The organism is Paenibacillus sp. 32O-W, from assembly GCF_007679495.1.
GTDB classification, from domain to species: domain Bacteria; phylum Bacillota; class Bacilli; order Paenibacillales; family NBRC-103111; genus Paenibacillus_L; species Paenibacillus_L residui.
This window is the reverse complement of the sequence record NZ_VEGP01000089.1, coordinates 1-17,523: the sequence shown is the minus strand read 5'-3', so window position 1 is coordinate 17,523 and position 17,523 is coordinate 1. Positions and strand designations below refer to the sequence as shown.

The 17,523-nt window shown below is 51.8% G+C and carries 15 protein-coding genes; 6 read left to right on the top strand and 9 right to left on the bottom strand.

Translation table 11 applies throughout. The features are described from left to right. Positions 1 to 140 precede the first annotated feature (140 nt). Positions 141 to 1,829 (bottom strand): dihydroxy-acid dehydratase, encoded by a 1,689-nt coding sequence (gene ilvD, locus FS806_RS23175; protein WP_144941417.1) that lies wholly within the window; start codon positions 1,827 to 1,829, stop codon positions 141 to 143. Positions 1,830 to 2,018: 189 nt separating this feature from the next. Beyond that, positions 2,019 to 2,813, bottom strand: a complete 795-nt coding sequence (locus tag FS806_RS23170; protein ID WP_186328510.1) for an ABC transporter ATP-binding protein — start codon at positions 2,811 to 2,813, stop codon at positions 2,019 to 2,021. A 412-nt stretch (positions 2,814 to 3,225) separates the two neighbouring features. On the opposite strand from FS806_RS23170, the gene FS806_RS23165 reads away from it, so the two are divergent. Next, entirely contained in the window at positions 3,226 to 4,020 is a 795-nt protein-coding gene (locus FS806_RS23165; RefSeq protein ID WP_144941415.1) for a helix-turn-helix domain-containing protein, read from the top strand. On the opposite strand, the gene FS806_RS25965 is transcribed toward FS806_RS23165, so the two are convergent. From FS806_RS25965 to FS806_RS23155, 3 genes are all read right to left on the bottom strand, one after another. Next, a complete protein-coding gene (locus FS806_RS25965) occupies positions 4,004 to 4,171 on the bottom strand; it encodes a hypothetical protein (protein ID WP_186328509.1) in 168 nt (55 codons plus the stop codon). The two genes, FS806_RS23165 and FS806_RS25965, sit on opposite strands and share 17 nt — an antisense overlap. Positions 4,172 to 4,254: 83 nt before the next feature. After that, positions 4,255 to 5,358 (bottom strand): alginate lyase family protein, encoded by a 1,104-nt coding sequence (locus tag FS806_RS23160; RefSeq protein ID WP_144941413.1) that lies wholly within the window; start codon positions 5,356 to 5,358, stop codon positions 4,255 to 4,257. Between the two features lie 229 nt (positions 5,359 to 5,587). Then, on the bottom strand, positions 5,588 to 6,139 hold the full coding sequence (locus tag FS806_RS23155; protein WP_144941411.1) for a DoxX family protein: 552 nt from the start codon (positions 6,137 to 6,139) through the stop codon (positions 5,588 to 5,590). Positions 6,140 to 6,632: 493 nt separating this feature from the next. On the opposite strand from FS806_RS23155, the gene FS806_RS23150 reads away from it, so the two are divergent. The 3 genes from FS806_RS23150 to FS806_RS23140 all read left to right on the top strand — a co-directional run bounded on the left by FS806_RS23150 (position 6,633) and on the right by FS806_RS23140 (position 9,397). Next, positions 6,633 to 7,319: a response regulator transcription factor gene (locus FS806_RS23150; protein ID WP_144941409.1), complete on the top strand. Its 687-nt coding sequence runs from the start codon at positions 6,633 to 6,635 to the stop codon at positions 7,317 to 7,319. Beyond that, complete coding sequence (locus FS806_RS23145) at positions 7,316 to 8,701, top strand: sensor histidine kinase (protein ID WP_144941407.1); 1,386 nt, start codon at positions 7,316 to 7,318, stop codon at positions 8,699 to 8,701. Before FS806_RS23150 ends, FS806_RS23145 begins: the two co-directional genes overlap by 4 nt. A 66-nt stretch (positions 8,702 to 8,767) precedes the next feature. After that, complete coding sequence (locus FS806_RS23140; protein ID WP_144941405.1) at positions 8,768 to 9,397, top strand: GerMN domain-containing protein; 630 nt, start codon at positions 8,768 to 8,770, stop codon at positions 9,395 to 9,397. A 483-nt stretch (positions 9,398 to 9,880) separates the two neighbouring features. Here the strand turns inward: FS806_RS23140 and FS806_RS23135 are convergent, their stop codons facing one another. The 4 genes from FS806_RS23135 to FS806_RS23120 all read right to left on the bottom strand — a co-directional run bounded on the left by FS806_RS23135 (position 9,881) and on the right by FS806_RS23120 (position 14,317). Next, positions 9,881 to 10,630, bottom strand: a complete 750-nt coding sequence (locus FS806_RS23135) for a glycosyltransferase (RefSeq protein WP_186328508.1) — start codon at positions 10,628 to 10,630, stop codon at positions 9,881 to 9,883. A gap of 272 nt (positions 10,631 to 10,902) precedes the next feature. Beyond that, positions 10,903 to 11,268: a glycosyltransferase gene (locus FS806_RS23130; RefSeq protein ID WP_144941401.1), complete on the bottom strand. Its 366-nt coding sequence runs from the start codon at positions 11,266 to 11,268 to the stop codon at positions 10,903 to 10,905. Between the two features lie 532 nt (positions 11,269 to 11,800). Continuing rightward, positions 11,801 to 12,991, bottom strand: coding sequence for an anhydro-N-acetylmuramic acid kinase (locus FS806_RS23125; RefSeq protein WP_144941399.1), 1,191 nt, complete (start codon positions 12,989 to 12,991; stop codon positions 11,801 to 11,803). A 141-nt stretch (positions 12,992 to 13,132) separates the two neighbouring features. Further along, positions 13,133 to 14,317: an exo-beta-N-acetylmuramidase NamZ family protein gene (locus FS806_RS23120; RefSeq protein WP_144941397.1), complete on the bottom strand. Its 1,185-nt coding sequence runs from the start codon at positions 14,315 to 14,317 to the stop codon at positions 13,133 to 13,135. A 377-nt stretch (positions 14,318 to 14,694) separates the two neighbouring features. Here FS806_RS23120 and FS806_RS23115 point away from each other — a divergent pair, with 377 nt between their 5' ends. Both FS806_RS23115 and murQ read left to right on the top strand, forming a co-directional pair. Then, positions 14,695 to 15,627: a BadF/BadG/BcrA/BcrD ATPase family protein gene (locus tag FS806_RS23115; RefSeq protein WP_144941396.1), complete on the top strand. Its 933-nt coding sequence runs from the start codon at positions 14,695 to 14,697 to the stop codon at positions 15,625 to 15,627. A gap of 19 nt (positions 15,628 to 15,646) precedes the next feature. Next, positions 15,647 to 16,570, top strand: a complete 924-nt coding sequence (gene murQ / locus FS806_RS23110) for an N-acetylmuramic acid 6-phosphate etherase (RefSeq protein ID WP_144941394.1) — start codon at positions 15,647 to 15,649, stop codon at positions 16,568 to 16,570. Positions 16,571 to 17,523: the final 953 nt, after the last annotated feature.

The following is a 17,523-nucleotide window of genomic DNA, read 5'->3' as shown; positions in this document are numbered from 1 at the left end:
GAAGAATAACCCGGTATTAGAGGTAGCTTTTTATGCCAATAGGAATCTTTGTTCTATACAGACTAACACTTTAAAGATCCCTATGTGGTAAAAATTAAGAAACGGACGCCTCCAATAAGAAAGGCGTCCGTTTATATTAGTTAAATTTTCATAACACCGCCGGTGCTGGCCGAAGTCACGAGCTTGGAATATCTCGCCAAATATCCGGTCTTCACCTTAGGCTCAAACCCTTTCCAATTCGCTTTACGGCGTTCCATCTCTTCATCGCTGATCTTCAGCTCGATCTTGCGGTTGATCAGATCCAGCTCGATAATATCCCCGTCTTCGACGAATGCGATCGGCCCGCCTTCGGCAGCTTCAGGGGAAATATGCCCGATACTGATCCCGCGGGAAGCTCCAGAGAAGCGGCCGTCCGTTATCAGACCGACCTTGGCGCCCAGTCCCATTCCCACGATTTGCGAAGTCGGAGCGAGCATCTCGGGCATTCCCGGTCCTCCCTTCGGACCTTCGTAACGAATGACTACAACATGGCCTTCCTTGACCTTGCCGTTAGCAATGCCGTGCAGAGCCTCTTCCTGGGAATCGAAGCAGATCGCAGGTCCGACATGACGTCCACCCACCTCCGGATCTACCGCTCCGACCTTAATGATGCTGCCATTGGGAGCCAGATTGCCGAACAGAACGGCCAATCCCCCCTGCTCACTGTGCGGGTTATCCAGCGGACGGATAACATCGGTATCCAAAATTTCACATCCGGCCACATTCTCCGCCAATGTCTTGGCCGTCACGGTAATGCATTCGCCGTTCAGCACTCCCGGCTTCTTCAGCAGCTCATGGATAATCGCGCTGACTCCACCGGCATTGTGTACATCCTCGATATGATAATCCGACGCCGGGGCAATCTTGGCCAGGTGAGGCACCCGCTTGGCCACTTCATTGATCCGTTCGATCGGATATTCAAAGCCTGCTTCATGAGCAAGCGCCAATGTATGAAGCACCGTATTCGTAGAACCACCCATCGCCATATCCAGGGCAAAGGCGTTATCAATAGCTTCCAGCGTAACAATATCACGCGGCTTGATGTCCTTCTCGATGAGCTCCATCAACTGCTTGGCCGAGCGCTTGACAAATTCCTTGCGCGCTTCGTCCACGGCCAGGATTGTTCCGTTGCCCGGAAGCGCCAGTCCCAAACCTTCTGCGAGGCAGTTCATCGAATTGGCGGTGAACATTCCCGAACAGGAACCGCAGGTCGGACAGCCATACTGCTCCAGCTCTTCCAAGCCTTTCTCATCGATTTTACCCGCTTGGTAAGCTCCAACGCCCTCAAATACGGAGGATAGCGAAATGGAGCGGCCGTTCTTGTCCTTCCCGGCCTTCATCGGTCCGCCGCTGACGAACACGGTTGGAATATTGACGCGCAGAGCTCCCATCATCATTCCAGGAGTAATCTTGTCACAGTTGGGGATACAAACCATCCCGTCAAACCAGTGAGCCGCCACCACGGTTTCCAGCGAGTCGGCAATGATTTCACGGCTCGGAAGCGAATAGCGCATTCCGATATGGCCCATGGCAATTCCGTCGTCTACACCGATCGTATTGAATTCGAACGGAACACCGCCCGCTTCGCGGATAGCTTCCTTGACGATTTTACCAAATTCCTGGAGATGAACGTGTCCGGGAATAATATCCACGTATGAGTTACATACTGCGATAAACGGCTTGTCGAAGTCTTCCTCCTTGACTCCTGCGGCACGCAGCAAGCTGCGGTGCGGAGCGCGGTCGAAGCCCTTCTTGATCATATCGCTTCGCATCTTCGATTTCTGTGTCATGCTGGCAAATCCTCCTGACCGGTATATTATAAAAAATAAGAGCGGAAACGGTTCCGCTTCAATATGACTATTAATCTATTAAATTGTATCATGTTTGGCAAGAATTAAACAATCCCCTGCTTTTCGGGAATATCGAAACGGGAAACGCGCAGCCAAATCCATCAGCGCTGCAAAGCGGGGCAAATGACGCTACTCCCCGCCCATTTCAGCCACCCGGAGATATACCCGCTGTCGATGGTTCTCCACCGTCACCGGTGTTTCGAAAAATTCGCTCAAAGTCCGCTCATTCAGAATCTGCCCGGTCTCTCCTTGCTGAATGACCTCCCCCCGTCTGAGCAGCAGGGCGTGATTAAACGCCGGCACAATTTCTTCCGTATGATGAGTGACATAAATGAGAGTAGGAGTATCTTCCTTCTGTGACAGCTCCTGAATGCTGTCCAGCAGCTTCTCCCGCGAAAACAAATCCAACCCGTTGCACGGCTCGTCCAGAATCAATATTTTCGGATCGGCCATCAGCGCCCGTGCAATCAGCACCTTCTGCTTCTCGCCCTGGGAGCAAGTCATGAATTCCCGGTCCCACAGATGATAACATCCCAGAGCCTGCATCAATTCCTCCGCGCGCCCCAGTTCTTCGTCCGACAGGCGTTGATACAGGCCGATTGTTGCATACTTCCCGCTGATGACCACATGCTGCGCCTTGTCGCTTCTGTACAGCCTCTCCTGCAGGGAGGAGCTGACCCAGCCGATCGATTGGCGAAGCTCGCGCAAATCCACGGTCCCGAAGCGGCGGCCTAACACCGCCACCGTTCCTTGGGTCGGCCAAATATAGCCGTTAATCATATTTAGTATCGTCGTTTTCCCAGAACCGTTCAAGCCGAGCATAGCCCAATGCTCCTTGGGCCGGACCGTCCAGCTGACGTTGTTCAGCAGCATGCGGTTTCCTTTCTTCCAATAAACTCCTTGCATATCGATTACATTTTCCACTCGCTGCAGCCTCATTTCAGACATAATATCCGGCAGCCGTCCTCTTGGCGGCAAGCCGTCATGTTTTTTACCACATTAGAAAGTTTAAGTTCATTAAAGCATTAAAATGGAACAACTTTCTAATTGGCATAAAAAGCTTCCTCTAATACCGGGTTATTCATCTTCGAAGAGGCTCCGTTAGGAGCTTTTTTTACCACATTAGAAAGTTTAGTTCATTAAAGCATCTAAATGGAACAACTTTCTAATTGGCATAAAAAGCTACCTTTAAAACCGGGTTATTCATCTTCGAAGAGGTTCCGTTAGGAGCTTTTTTTATTATAAACCATCTTAAAAAAGCTGCGGAATGTTGTCGACGTGAAAATTGCTAATTCCCCCGGGCAACATTTGCTATAATGTTAGAAGGTGAGTAAAGATGAAGATGGAAATCACGACGGAGCGTCTGGAATTGATCCGATACGATGAGGAATTCGTCAATACGCCCCATACCCATGAGGGCTGGTATCAAATAACGGTCCCGATTCGCGGCACCTGTGTTCTGACGCAGTATAATCAAACCTATCGGCTGCAGCCGGGTGCGAGCCTTCTCCAACGTCCGATGGACGAACACCATTTCCATATTGGGGCCAAAGACGGGGTCATCATTATCAAAATCCGCGAGGACTTGCTAGCCAGCCGTTGCGACGGCAAGATTACGGAAATCTCTCCCGAGCAGCAGCTCGATCCCGGGGAAGTGGCGGACCGCTTCCGCTCCTGGACCACGGCCCTATGTATGGTCGACGGTCGGAATCCGGCAGCGACAGAGGCGGAAGTGCTTCATTACCTGTGGAGAACCTTCAAAGCGAATTCGCCCTCCCCGGCAGGGGCTTCCCCCCGACGGTCTGCCGATCCGCATCTGGCCGGAGTCTTCGAATACATCCAAGAGCATTATACGAATCCGATAGCTATCGATACATTGGCTTCCATCGCTTTGCAGAGCCGGTTTCATTTCATCCGTACCTTCAAACAGTCCGCCGGAATAACGCCTTACCAATATATTTTGCAGTTGAGGGTGGAAGAAGCCAAAAAGCGGCTTAGGCAAACGTCCGCTACGGTGACTCATATCAGCGCAAGCCTCGGCTTTTCGTGCACAAGCCAGTTTTACCGGGCGTTCTTCAAGTCAGTGGGGCTCACCCCCGAGCAGTACCGTCGTCTTAATCAGAACGAGTGACATTCTTGCAAAATCCGTTCACCCAAAATCTGCCCGGTCTCTCCTTGCCGAGTGACCTCCCCCCGTCTGAATGCAGGGCGTAATGAATCGCCGGAACCATTTCCTCCGTATAGCGATTTCGTACCGAATTGTCCAGGATGGCTCCGACCATTGATGTTATCTCATGCTGTCGAATGATTTTATCATCAATGAAATGGCCGGGAATGCCGATGTCGGCAATGGCAGCCCGAACGTTTAAAGCCAGAGCAAAGGTTGACGAATGGCCATATTTCTGCGGACCTCCGGATCGACGGGATCCGGGTCTAAAGAACGCCACAGCTCAATGTATGCCGGCTCCGCCAATGCCACTCCCGCGAATAGCAGTCCGGAGACCGCCGCGGGCCAGCCTTGATCATGCTCTATATCGGGCGGATAGGGCCAGCTTGCTTTGTCTGCCAAGTAAGGATACAAATAATCCAGTCCTCTGCGGATTCCTCTCCCGTCCTCCAGTTCGTAATCCCATAGACAGTCTTCCGGAGTAGACAGAACATGGCACAGCGTAATCATATTGTCGAGAACAAAAATCGAATATCCGTATAGCTTCGTTCGCTGCAATTCGCGGGGGAAGCTGCCGTCCGCCGCCATTTGATCGGGAAGCAGCACCTTCTTGTACTGACTCCTGCAGAAATTTAGCACCTCTTCCTCTCCGACAAATCTTGCAAAAACCGCGGCCTGAACATGCCAGCAAACGCTGTGATTATTGTCTGTATCCCGCTCCTCTATCCCATAAGGGTGAGTCAGCATCCAACGCAAATAATCCCGGAACCAGCCCTGTAAGCCCGCCATAATCTCAGGGGTCATATAAGAAGAGCCGCTGAGACATTCTATAGCGACGGGCACCTCGATCAAATGCAAAGTATCGATAATTCCGATGCCTCTTCCCGAACAAATTCCGGGAATGGCCTGCGCATAGAGCAGGTGGGGATTCATGCGCGTTTCTTCGGCGAGAAAGAACGAATTAAGGAGCGACACGGCTTTGTCCGCATAAGCTTCTTTCCCGCTGACGGCATACCCGGCGGCCAAGTGGGCAACATTCGTCCTCAGGCTGCGCATAATTTCCCGGTGTTCGTTAAAGCTCCCCGGGTTCGATTCGCCATCCCTGCGCACATAAGGCAGCCCATCCGGGGTATCCGGGTTAGGCCACCAGTAATCCCCATTGGAATAATAATCGTGGATCCCGCCTTCGCTCATCGGCGCTTGCGCATCCGTAATAAATCTGGGCTGGGCTTCCAATGCAGCCTCTGCTTTGGCTAATACCCAACCGCGATCCAGCCATTCCATCCGATCTCCGCTACCCATAATTACCATGCCCCCATAGGATTAGTAGTTTAAGGCGAATTATAATTAAAGCAGTGCCGCTTTGGAAGAGGGGTAATTTTACGCTTGATTAGGAGCAAATAAAGGGGATTACGCCGAGTCGGCTCAGGGAAGGGAAGTGTGCCGAATAAAAAAGGCGCTTCCCCGATCAAGCAGGGAAGCGAAGGGTTAGGGGAATATAAGATGAATCCGAATGGATTACGAAGTAAGCTTAAGCATGTGCGGGTTCTCTGTTCTGCCCTTCCGCCGCATCACCCGGCCGGCCTTTGTTGCGCCATTTGTTAAACCAGTTGCGCATATACGGAAGAAGGTAGTAATCTGCTCCCAGCTTGCCGGCATTGGCCCCGGCTATGAAGACCAGACCTCCCAGGAGAACCATCCAGGGGTTAGTCGATATCGTTCCCGCGAAGAGGAACATGAAGTTCATCAAGAGTCCGAAGAATGCGGCCGCTGTCGTTAATGCCCCGAGGATTAATCCCAATCCTACCAGAAATTCGCCCCAGGGGATCATGAAGTTAAACAGTTTCACGTTCGGCAAGGCGAACTTCTCGATGAAGGCCATGTATGTCGGATAAACCAGTTCTTGAGTAGCCTTGTCAGCAACGGGATTAGCTATGGCTCCCTGAAGGTATCCGCCTGCATCGAATGGCTTATCGCCGAAGATTTTGCCCCAGCCGGCGCTCATCCACTGCCACCCGACATATACCCTCAGCAGGAGCAAAGCTACTGCAGCATATCTGTTTTCTCTCAACCATTTAATCATAACCTCTCAACTCCTCTTTATATATTGAGATTCCTCCCGTAATCGAGTGGCGATTCGATTAGTGAATTATTTCACAAAATTCCTCGCGATGCTCTTTCGTTTTATGGTTTGGCGGGGGAGGTTATCTCCTTGACTTTACTTTACTACACATTTAACAATTTGTGTGTGATTTTTTTCACATTTCAGAGTAGTTTGTGCATTAATTCACAATCTATTCACATTTCTGTCGGGATGGCCCGTTCATCCGTTCAGGACGTCCCCCTATCCTCCTGCATAGCTGCCGGTTTTATGCCCCGACAGGCTTGGCCCGCTCCATGCTCTTCTCATCCGAATACCGATGATTTACCGGTCGTGAGAGGGAATTTGGCCTTTTCCTCTTTGCCAAGACTTGTGGTAACCTTATATTGCGAGCTCCAAACGGAGATGACCGCCTTTCCTTTCAAACGGATTCGAAACTGGTATTTAATGACCGTATATCAAGGGGGCTGATAGAATGAGCCGAATACTGCTCGTCGAAGATGAAAAAGTGATGGCCAAAAACATTGCCTTCTTTCTGGAGAAGGAAGGCTATCAAATTGATATCGCTTATGATGGGCAAACCGGTCTGGATATGTTTCAGCAGGCCAGTTATGATCTGCTGCTGCTCGATTGGACTCTGCCCAGAATGGATGGGCTCGAGCTGTGCAAGACGGTGCGGAAGCAATCCAATGTGCCCATCATGATGATTACGGCGAAGGAAGAGATTATGGACAAGGTCGTCGGCCTGGAGGTGGGAGCCGATGATTACGTCACCAAGCCGTTCCATCAGCGCGAGCTGCTCGCACGAATTCATGCGCTGCTGCGCCGTCACCAGGCCCAGCCTGCCGCCTCCCCGGACAATACGGTGGAATACGAGGACTTGCAATTGGATAAAGCCCGGCTTCTGCTTCGGTACAGAGGAAAGAGCACCCCGCTGACAGCCAATGAATACAAGCTGTTGGAATCCATGATGCGGCACCCGGAGAATGTCTACAGCCGGGAGATGCTGTTCGAGCAAATCTGGGGGATGACAACCGGCTTCAGCGATCGCACCGTTGATGTCAACGTCAGCAGGCTGCGCAAGAAAATTACCGAGCTGACCGGCAAAAAATATTTGCACGCCGTGCGGGGCATGGGCTACCGGTTTGGTGGTGAAGGATGAAGCTGCATGCGCGGCTGTGGATCACCTTCTCCGTGCTGATGGTTGCCGTCAGCCTGATTCTTTACATTTTCATAATTAAAGCTTATGAAGCCCGTATGCTGGAAGGTCAGAAGCAGCTGGTCATTTCACAAGGATACGCCGTGGTCGATAAGCTCCGGGGAACTCTGCCGAGATTTCCCGAACGCACCGAAGGGTATCTGGACTTCTACAGTAGGCAGTTGGACATGCGGTTGTTCGTGCTGCATAACGACCGGACCGTCTGGTTCGACAGCTTCCGGGAGCTTCCCGAGCATTCGCCGCTTACCTTGGAAATTTTGAAGAACGGGGCGAACCTGCCCACGGGTTTGTTCGTTCCGACATCGTCCTACGGATATGTTCAGTACACTTTGTTGGAAATGGAGCCGGACAGGCCGGAACTCGGTTATTTGCTAATGGTGAACAACGTCGATTTTCTGTATGAAGACATCCGGGCCTTCAGAATCCAAGTTATCGGCATTATATTGGCAGCATTGACCGTCTTCTTTTTTATCTGCTACTTGGTGGCTTCATGGTTTACGAAACCGATTCGTTCTCTAATTGAACAAATGAAAAAAATCACTCCGCAAAAAAGGGTCTTCCAGCCCACTTACGGACACCGGGATGAAATTGGAGAGCTGGGCGCGGAAATCGGCGAGATGGTCAGCCAATTGAACCGCTATGATCAGAGACAGCAGCAGTTCATGAGCTCCTCCTCCCATGAGCTCAAGACTCCTCTGGCCACTATGCAGCTCATATGTGAGAACCTGCCGCATGTCCGCGAAGAGGAGGAAACTCACCGGGAGTTCCTGCATGACTTGGAGGTGCAGATCGGCAAGATGAAGCACATCGTTGAGAGCATGCTGGATGTCAACCGGATGTGGGACCGTCCGCTCAACCGGGTCCGGCTGGGAGGACGGGAGCTGGAGGAGCATATTCGGGGGCATTTTCAATTCGTCGCCGACCAGAAGGCAATCCGGTTGACCTTTCAATGGGAGGACGGCTCCGCGCTGAATGTAGATGAGGAATTGTTCTACCGCGGGTTGGACAACGTCGTATCCAACGCGCTCCGCTACTCGCTGGCCGACAGTGAAATAACCGTTGCCTTGAAGCGGGTCGATGCCGCCAGGACGGAATGCCGTGTTTGCGATCAGGGAATAGGGATTGCCGAGGAGGATCTGCCCAAAATCTTCGAGCCCTTCTACCGCTCCCCGGAAGCGGGAATATGGGCCCAGGAAGGAAGCGGCTTGGGGCTGACGATCGTCAAGCAAATGGTGGACATGCATGGAGGAGACATCCAAGTAATGTCGCGTCCCGGTCAAGGAACCTGCATAGCGATGATCTTCCGTAACAAAACTGTTACTTAACCGCCATTCCCGTGATACAATCTCATCTTATACTGAAGCTGTCATTACAAAAGGAGGGAACCATTCATGATAAAGAAAAAGAATTGGACGAAGCTAATGCTCGTGGCCGCTTGTGCGGCTGTCATCACAACGGGGTGCGCCCAGGGGAAAAATACCCCGGCTCCTAATAATGCGGCACCGCCGCCAAGCCAACAGCCCGCTAAACCTGGAGAGAACAACGAATCGAATATCGCGCCGAATCCAAAGGACAATAACGAAGATAAAAAAGTCGTCAAGAAGACCGTCACTCTGTATTTCTCGGATAAGGATTTGATGGAAAACTTCGCGGTTGACCGGGAAATCGAAGCCGAGGAAGAAGCCAATCTGCCTTTGGCCGCTCTGGAATCGTGGATCAGCGGTCCGAAGAACGAGAAATTGGGCAATCTCGTTCCTCCCGGCGTGCTGGTGGAGTACGTGAAGGAAGAGAACGGAGTCGCCCAGGTGAGCTTCTCCAAGGAGCTTAAGAACGCCAATCTCGGATCGGGTGGCGAAATGTTCCTGCTGGAGCAAATCACGATGATTATGAAGCAGTTCGGCTATGATTCCACCCAGATTCTGATTGAAGGCGAGAAAGAGGAATCGCTGCTTGGCCACGTGACTACCTCGGAGCCGCTGAAGGCCGGAGATCCGAGCCAGTACAAAAAGCTGGAGGAGTAGAACAAATTGATCCCTTGGTCAGGTCTTCTGCTGCATGGGACCGTAAGCCTGAACCTACTGGACGATAATAGGCAGGGCATGCGCGCAGCGTGTGCGAACCAAGATAAGCATAGGAATCTGACCAACGCGCTACACAGCGCCGCGACGCGCACCGGATAGGTGCGCGTTTTGCGGTAAGCTTGTTATACAAAGCTCCTATCGGAGCCTTGAAATCCCCCACAAAACGGTTACTTTGCGAGAAGCCCCGCAACCTGATATTTAAATTAAATGCAAAATAATCCTATTTTATCCACTCAAATCAAAACCCACCTGAATAATCACAGTTCTACATTTATTTGGGACCCATTCCCACAAACCTGAAAAAATAAATGTACTATTGCTTTTAATCGAGAATTTTCCTAGTCTGCCCGAATTATCTGCCACCGCCACACAGCGAGCCCCCGTTTTCCGGCAAGTTACAAGGGGGGATGCGAGAGAAGCACATTATCCCCATTGCTCCAGCTGTTTATGAATAAACCGGACCGTTTCCTCCGGACCGTTCTCTTGTTGAATAGATTGGGCCAAAGCTTGCGCTTTATGGGACAGCGCTTCATCAGCCGTAAGCTCGCGAATCCGTTGGGTGAACGCCTCGACGGTCATTTCTTTCTCTCTAAGCGGTTGAACGGATACTCCCATTTCCCGCATACGCTTGGCCCAGAAGGGCTGATCCCCTGTAAAAGGACAGACGAGCATCGGTTTACCCGAACGAAGAGCCTCAGCCGTAGTTCCCGCTCCGCCATGATGAATCACTCCCGCCGACCGGGGAAAAAGCCACGAGTGGAGAACGGAGTCAATGACATGAAGCCGTTCATTCACTTCACGGTTCTTCATACCGCTCCAGCCTGTAATGAGTACCGCCCGCCGTTCTGTTCTTCTTAAAGCTTCAGCGATCATCTCCTCGGCCAAAGCCGGCTGCTTAAGCGGCATGCTGCTAAAGCTGAACACTAACGGCGCCGGGCCTTGGTGCAGGAAATCGGCCAGGCCTTCCGGCGGCTGCCAGGTCTCCTCCTCGTTCAGAAACCAGAACCCGGCCATGCTCACGCGCCCCTTCCATCGCGGATCATACGGGATGACCGTCGGGCTGCAGCCGTACAGAACAGGAATCTCGCGCCCGTTCACCTTCAAATCATTGCTCCATACGCTTCTTCCGGGCAGTCCTAAAACTTGCTCTCTCCACGGATTGATAATTTTCATAAATGAACTCATAAAAAACCGGTTGAAAACATAGCTCCGCCGGTTAAGCCAACCCAGGCCGAGCGAAAACGGGAAGACCGGATTGGTAAACAGAGAGGTGGGAGCGATAAGCGGAACCGGATGAGCGGTAAATACCGGAACGTTTAGCTTCTCCGCAATGTCGAACCCGCCGAATGCCTTGGGATGATAAAAAAAGCTCCTAACGTTGCCTCTTCGAAGACGAATAACCCGGTATTAGAGGAAGCTTTTTATGCCAATAGGAATCTATATTTTCATCGTATTAACGCTGTAAAGAACTTAAAGATTCCTATGTGGTAAATCAAGGCTTCCGCCCCTTGGGAAGCTGTCCACAAATCGGTGAGCATGTTTTTCATAAGAGGATAGATCAGCGACTTCATCTTTCGCATAATTTCTACCGGATTGCCGCTGATCAGCTTTTTTCCTTCTTCCGATTGGGTCAAGGCGAGGAAATCCGCCCGAATCGAGGCAAACTCAATGCCGGCCTGAAGAACGCCGGCTTTGAACGAGTCCGCCGTGCAGATCGTGACCGAATGGCCGGCCTTCTGCAGAGCCTGTCCCAATGAAATAAAAGGCTGCACATCCCCTCGGGTTCCCAGGGTTAACAGCTTAAACTTCATGTCGTACCTTCCTCTCTTGGCTCACATATAATTAGCCGTTTCCCGAACGTTAACAACGCCGGCGGTTAAACTCAACAAGAAAGACCTGCATCGCAGAAAGCTGCAGCCACAATTACCCATATTAAGAGTATCGAGGGATTTCGCGGCCAAGAACTGCTCCGGCGACGGCATGCCACTTTTATTAAACAAACGCTTAAGATGCTCTACTCCATAAAAAATTCGTACTCTGAGATTAGAGGGTTGAGTTTATATGTAAATAGCTTCTCTACCATGTTGCAGATAAACGCAGCCAACCCGTTGTTCATTCTATACTGCTTTTTTTTAGTAAGGCCGGAAATGAATAAAAGAAAAATCGACACTTCCAAAAAAAGATAAGATTCCCTATAATTTAGACGCCAATCTGCTCAAACGGTTTCGCACATTTTGAGACAAACTTCAACCTGACAGCTTAAATTTGTCCAAAAAGCAATAGAGGGCAAAGAATGCCCCCCCAAAGATGATTTCCTGAAACTCAAGACTAGCCGTGAACGACTCAATCCGGCAAAGCCAGTTTGCCCATAATGACAGGCCTTTCCGCTCCGGTGGCGGATGGAAGATTGTTGGCAACGCCATGAACGGCGTTGTTCGCAAACAGGGCGAAGGCGATCGCTTCCTTCGCATCGCCGGACACGCCCAAATCGTCGGAGACGAGAATGCGCTGGTCCGGCAGCAGCTCGCCAAGCTGGCGAAGCAGCGTGGCGTTGCGGGCTCCGCCGCCGCTGACGATGATTTCCTCTACCGCGTACAGCGGGAAGAGGAAATCACGGTAGCTGTCGGCGATCGACCTTGCCGTGAACGCCGTGAACGTGGCGATCACGTCCGCGGGAGCGAGGCCGCGCGCAGCCGCCTTCCCGAGCCATTCCGCCGCATACGCCTTGCCGAACATCTCCCGGCCCGTAGTCTTCACCGGCTTCAGGCGGAAATAGGGGTGGCTCAGCATCTCGCCGAGCAGGCGCGCGTCCGCCTCCCCCTGCGCCGCCCAAGCCCCTCCGTCGTCGTAGCTCCTCTCCCCGCCCGACAGCTGATAGACCGCCTGGTCTATCAGCATGTTGCCGGGGCCGGTATCGAACGCTACGACCTGCTCGGGGCGGGCGGCGGCGGGGATGGCGGCGCAGTTGCCGATGCCTCCGATGTTCTGGACGATCCGCCCGCGGCGGTCGTCCCGGAACAGGATGTAATCGGCATACGGCGTGAGCGGCGCGCCTTGTCCGCCCACGGCCATATCGGCGGTGCGGTAATCGCCCATGACCGGCAGGCCGGTCTTCTTGGCGATGACCGACAGGTCGCCGATCTGCAGCGTGGAGCGGACGAAGCCCGGCTCGTCGGCGGGGATGTGCCAGACCGTCTGGCCGTGCGAGCTGACCAGATCGACATCGGCCAAAGGTATCCCCGCCTCAGCCACCGCCTGACGGACCGCTTCCGCCAACCTCAGGCCAAGCTCGAAATTCATCGAGCAGACGCCTGCCGTATTGGAACGGTCCAGGGTACACAGCTCCTTCAACCGTTCCCGAAGCTCATCCTCATACGGAACGGTCGTAAAGTGCAGCAGCTCCACCCGGGAATCGGTGCCTACCCCTTCAATCCGTACAATGGCTGCATCGATTCCATCCAGGGACGTACCCGACATAAGGCCGACGATCACCTTGACATTCCGGGATACAAGATGATTTAACCAATGGATCATTCCAATTCTCCTTCCCGCATGAACGGTCCCTTGTCTTCCCCCGTCTTCCTCTTAATACCGCAAAGGGACATCGTTTCTTCCGTAAGCCAACCAGGATTGCCGTTTATAGCTTCTAAACTTATATAGACTATTGACCGGGGGTTATTCACTTTCCTCTCCGTATAGAAGATAGGGCTTCCTCTTCTCTTCCCACTCGGCGGCTTGTCGGTCCCATTCCGCAGTGATCTCCTCCAAACCGGTTGGCGTATGAAGCTTGGTCCGGACCGCATCGCTGCCCGACAAGAGATCGATAAATGGCTTGCCGCCTTCCTTATAAGGAGGCAGCCATTCAAAGCGGCCCGGGTGCATGCGCTGAACCGCCTTTAGCAAGTGCAGCCCGACAGTGACCGGTCGGAACTTATGGCGGTCGGTCACGAACAATTGAACCCCCGCGCACAGCTCTCCCTGATGCTTGGAGAAGGTGGGGGTAAAGTACGTCGGACAGAACCGGACCCCGGGCAGCTCCAGATCATTCATCGTCTCCGCCAGCTTCTTGCCGTTCAGCCACGGAGCGCCGATCAGTTCGAACGGCCGGGTCGTTCCGCGTCCTTCGGACAAATTCGTCCCCTCGATCAGACAGGTTCCCGGATATACACGGGCAGAATCGAGGGTAGGAATATTGGGCGAAGGCATAATCCACGGCAAGCCCGTATCGCTGTACTCCATTCCTCTATGCCAGCCGATCATCGGCACGACCTGCAGGTTACAAGGCTTATCCATTTCCGAATTGACCCATTTCGCAAATTCTCCGATCGTCATCCCGGTGCGGAACGGAATCGGCCACGCCCCTACCATGGAACGGTACCCCTCCTGCAGAACGCCTCCTTCACAAATGATTCCCCCGAGAGGATTAGGCCGGTCCAGCACAATCATTTCCTTGCCGCTTTCGGCGCAGGCTCCCATCGTATAGATAAGGGTGGTCAAATAAGTATAGAACCGGACACCCAAATCCTGAATGTCAAAAACAACGGCGTCAACCTGTTCGAGCATTTCCGGCTCCGGTTTTCTCCGTTTTCCGTATAGGCTGTATACCGGAATCCCATGCTGTTCATCGATTTCGTCCTCGAACAGAACGCCAGCCTGGCGCTCCCCGCGAATCCCATGCTCACACGCAAAAAGTGCCGTTAGCTTGGCTGACTGTAAATTAGCGCAAATGTCTATGACTGATTCTAGTGAGGACGTTCTGCCCGTCGGATTGGTCAACAACCCGATTCTTTTGTCCCGCACAAAGCTCTGCTCCACTTCCGGCAATCGGTCCGCACCGGTCAGTACCCTGTTCTTGCTCACCTAGACTCCTCCTCACTGATAGCCGGATATCGACCGGCTTCTTCTATTTAACAGCTATCTTCACCACGTCTTGTTCCCTATCCTATTCCGGTGTATCTGTTTCATTCCGGCTGATTCCATGCCAAAACCGGGCCGGATAGGAGCAGCCGCTGATTCTTTGAATTGCAATCGCTTCCATTATTGAATATTATATAATTAATAAAATAAAATTTCAATATACGTTTTTGTTCGTGAAATTTAATTTTACAAATGACCGGCTATACTTTATACTTTTTATCAGAACCGCATGTACTAAGGCAGACAAGTGCCGAATATGGGTGATATAAATACAGATAGGAACTATGCTTCGGAATGATTTCATAAGGTAGGTGCCAATTATGAATTATTATATCGGTGTGGACGGCGGCGGGACTAAAACAGAAGCGGTTATTCTCGATGCTTCCGGGGAGCAGCTTGTCAGCCTGAAGGGTCCCTCTACCAATCCCCGGTCACTGGGCTTTCCGCAAGCATGGACGCATTTGCAGGAGCTCTTGGACAATCTGTTAAGCCTCCCGGACCTGGCGGCGGGAAGCTGTGCCGGATTATGTCTTGGGCTGGCGGGAGTGGATCTTCCGGAGGAGAGGAGCCGATTTGCGCACGCATTGGAGCAGTACTTTGCTCAACGCGACTTGTCGCTTCCCATCACGGTAACGAACGATGCGGAAATTGTTCTGATGGCTTCTCTATCGCATAATCATGGAATTGTATCGGTTTCCGGTACGGGCTCTATCGTATACGGAGTGACTCCGGAAGGCAAGCGATGGAGAACGGGAGGCTGGGGACATCTGCTTGGTGACGGAGGCAGCGGTTATGCCATCGGCTTAAAGACGCTTCAGTCGATTATGAAAAGCTATGATGGCGTATTGCCTCAGACGATGATGACCGATTTAGTCAAAGAGGCTTATTCCTTCCAATCCGTAACTGAATTAAAAAGCTATATCTATACGCCGGAAATTCAAAAACAGCATATTGCCGAATTTGCCCGTTATTGCATTCAAGCAAGCCTTCACGATGACCCTGCCGCCGTGGGCATCATTAGAGAGGCTGCCCATGAATTGGTTGAGCAGACCACCGCCTTGATCGGCAAGGACCCGTGGTTTTCAAGCGCGGATCTGGTTGCGGCCGGGTCGATTTTTAAACATTCATCCTTATTTAAGGAAACCTTTAGTTTGAAGCTGAGCGAAACGTATCCGGATATCCGGATATACCCCTTGCTGCGCAGTCCGGCATATGGGGCCGCTCTCCAGGCCATGCAGGGCCAGAATCTTTAAGAAGAAGGAGTTCATGGTTATGAGTAACTTGCTTAACGGGCTTACGACGGAACAGATGAATGAGCGGACCCGAAATATCGACCAGCTCGATACGGAACAGATCATGAGACTGATTCATGCGGAAGATAAGCTCATCACGGATTCCATTGAACCTTTGATTCCGAAGATTGCCCAGGCGGCCGACTTTATTGTCGAAGCCTTCAAAAGCGGCGGACGCCTGTTCTATGTCGGTGCCGGAACAAGCGGGCGCCTCGGTATTCTCGACGCTTCGGAATGCCCTCCTACTTTCGGAACCCCTCCATCCATGGTACAAGGCATTATCGCCGGAGGCTTTCAGGCGGTTAAAGATGCGGTGGAAGGCGCCGAGGACAGCGAGGATTGGGGGGCCTCCGATATGGATCAGCATGAAATCGGACCGCAGGATGTCGTCGTCGGAATTGCCGCCAGCGGCCGGACCCCTTATGTGCTGGGGGCGATGAGGCGAGCCAGAGAGAGAGGCGCCACAGTTATCGGATTAACCAATAACTATCATACGCCTATGTCGGCTGAAGCCGACTTGATGCTTGAAGCCGTCGTCGGGCCGGAGGTCATTCTCGGTTCGACCCGGATGAAGGCGGGAACGGCACAGAAGCTTATCCTCAACATGCTTACAACGTCTTCTATGATTCGGATAGGGAAAGTGTACGACAATTTAATGGTCGATTTAAACCCTTCCAACGAAAAGCTCGTCCACCGCGCCAAGAGAATTATTCAAATGGCCACCCAAGCGCCCGAGGAAAGAGTCGTTGAAGCCTATGAAGCCTCCGGAGGCCATGTCAAGACGGCCATCGTCATGATCCTCGCCAATGTAGATTGCGACAAGGCCCGGCAGCTGTTAGACGACAATGAAGGCTTTGTCCGCCAGGCCATTGCTTCGACAGGAACGGCTCAAGAGAACTGCTAGGAGTCTGTCGATGGGTTAAAATTTTGGCATATTTATATAAGTTTATTGACTAAGATAAACAGCCATTCCACTCCAAGGAAAACGTCTCTGAAGCTTCAAACATCGAATCCGTAATCGGCGCATGCTGAAATATTCGGATGTGGCTAACTGCGGAGTGATTAGGGTAGGCAAGTTTTACGGAACAGCCTGACCTAGTGGAGAGGTTAAGACCAGAGGGGGGTTAACCGCTCGGTTAAGCGGAGTGGTTCACGGTCCAGATGGTCAACGATTCGGTTAAGCGGAGTGACTAGCGCCCCAGAGGGGTGGTAAACGATTCAGTTAAGCGGAGTAGTTACCAGTCCAGAGGGAGCGATAACCTTCGGTTTAAGTGGAGTGATTAACGGTTTGGTCACTTCCGTTAAGTGGAGTGATGATCGGTTTTTCCTGCCTTGGGCGATTGGGCGAACCTAAATTGCTGCGATAATACATCAATTATGAAGCGAATGGAGATGTTCGAGAGAAAAGCCTGCGAAAATGCACGAATTCTCTTTCCAAATGGCTGAAACGCCTGCTTCAAGAAGCAAAAAGATGTACTATCGCAGGCTTTAACCCAATAACGGAATAGCAAACTCAAAAAGATGTATTTCTGCAGGCTTTTGTATCGCTGCACTCTGACAACCTTATAACCTGCTATCTGATAAATATTTCATCGGACAGACTCGCAGGCCATCTATGCTGCAGAATACCGAAGGACAGGGAGCTTAATTCCCTGTCCTTTAACATTTCTCAGAGTCTTAAAGTCTTATGCCCCGTCTTTTCGAACCGGACCGTTCCGATAAAAGCCGGTCTTCCTTTCCCCTCTTTGTTTCCATTCCCTGTCTCTCTTTTTTACACCCTCCTTAAACTACCACCTGCTCAAAGCAGGTGGATTTAGACATAAATGTCGACGACTAAAGTCGTAGCGTAAGAGTAAA